This window comes from Sphaerimonospora thailandensis (genome assembly GCF_016863115.1).
GTDB classification, from domain to species: Bacteria; Actinomycetota; Actinomycetes; order Streptosporangiales; family Streptosporangiaceae; genus Sphaerimonospora; species Sphaerimonospora cavernae.
On record NZ_BOOG01000118.1, the window covers coordinates 1 to 1,811 of the forward strand.

1 protein-coding gene is annotated in these 1,811 nt (G+C 69.1%); it reads left to right on the top strand.

All coding sequences use genetic code 11. The features are described 5' to 3' along the window. Nucleotides 1-206: 206 nt before the first annotated feature. Nucleotides 207-1,811, top strand: a 1,605-nt coding sequence (gene istA / locus Mth01_RS29180; RefSeq protein ID WP_204019183.1) for an IS21 family transposase, incomplete at its 3' end; no start/stop codon positions are given.

Genomic DNA, 1,811 nt, shown 5'->3' on the forward strand with positions numbered 1-1,811 from the left:
GTAGCACTCTGGAATGGACCCACCGCAGCACTCTGATCCGGCCCCACCAGGGGGCGGTCACGGTGGGGATGTAGCACTCTGATTTGGCCCCACCTGCGGGTGGCGGAGGAATCTGCCGAGGCGGGTGTGGGTAAGAAGGCCTCTTGCGTCTTGTGATACGGATCGTGTTCGTCTGACTACGCTTGGGGCCGGGGATGGGGTCGAAAGTGGAACTGTTCGCCGCGATCCGCTGGGATGAGAAACAACTGGGCTTGTCCATCCGTGAACTCGCGACCAAGTACGGGGTGCATCGCCGGACCGTGCGCCAGGCGCTGGCCTGTCCGATCCCGCCCGAACGCAAGGACCCGGCCCGCAGTGCCCCGGTGCGTGAGAGCATCGCCCATCTCATCGATCAGATCTTGAAAGCGGACTGTCTGGCGCCGCCCAAGCAGCGTCATACCGCCCGGCGGATCTGGGAGCGGCTGATCGACGAGCACCACCTGAGCGTGTCGTATTCGTATGTGGCCAAGTACGTGCACTGGCGGCGGGGTGAGATCAACGCCGAGCACGCCCAGCGCACCGGCGTTGTGGCGGGGTTCGTGCCGCAACTCCACGAGCCGGGCAAGGACGCCGAGGTCGACTTCGCCGACTGCTATGTGAAGCTCGCCGGCACAGTGACCAAGTGTTTCCTGTTCAGCTTCCGGCTGTCGCACTCGGGGGCGGGGGTGCACCGGGTGTTCGCCTCCCAGGGCCAGGAGGCGTTCCTGGAAGGTCATGTGATCGCGTTCGAGGCGATCGGCGGGGTGCCTACGGGGCAGATCCGCTACGACAACCTGCGCAGCGCGGTGCAGCGGGTGCTGTTCGGCCGTAACCGGACCGAATCGGCCCGCTGGACCGCCTTCCGCTCGTTCTACGCTTTCGCCGCGTTCTACTGCGTCCCCGGAGCCGGCGGCGCGCACGAAAAGGGCGGGGTGGAGGGCGACGGCGGGCGCTTCCGGCGCACGCATTTGACCCCCATGCCCGTGGTGGACTCGCTGCAGGAGCTGAACGCCCGTCTGGCCGAGGCCGACCGCGCTGACCTGGCACGCCATATCGAGTTCCGCCCTCGCACGGTTGGCGAAGACCTGGCCGCCGAGCAGGAGGTGCTGGCACCGCTGCCGGCCGAGCCGTTCGACTGCGCCCTGGAGTTGACGCCGCGGGTGGACCGCTACGGGCGGATCACGGTCCGCCAATGCCGCTACTCGGTGCCGGCCTACCTGATCGGCTCACGGGTCCGGGTACGGTTGTCGGCCTCCCAACTGGAGGTCTACGACGGCAGGCGGCGGGTGGCCGTCCACGCGCGGCTGATCGGCCGGGGCGGTGAGCATCTGGTGCTGGACCACTACCTGGAAATTTTGAAGGGAAAGCCGGGGGCGATGCCCGGCTCGGCGGCGTTGGCGACCGCCCGCGCCGAGGGCCTGTTCACGCCCGATCATGAGGCGTTCTGGGCGCGGGCCCGGGCGTTGCACGGCGAACCGGCCGCGACCAAAGCGCTGATCGAGGTTTTGTTGCTGCATCGCCGCCTCAGCGCCGCTCAGGTGATCGCGGGTGTCCGCGCCGCGCTCGCGCAAGGCACCGTCAACCCTGATCTGGTCGCGATCGAGGCCCGCAAGGCCGCGCCACCCGCCGCGACCACCGATGCCGCCGCACCCGCACCCGCTACTGCACCCGCCGCCGCCCATCACGCCGGCGACAATAGGCCTGGCACCCCGGGCCGCCTTTCACCGGGTGTGCTGATCACCTTGCCCGCCCGTCGCACCGGCACCCCGGCCGCCGATCTGCCGGCCGACCAG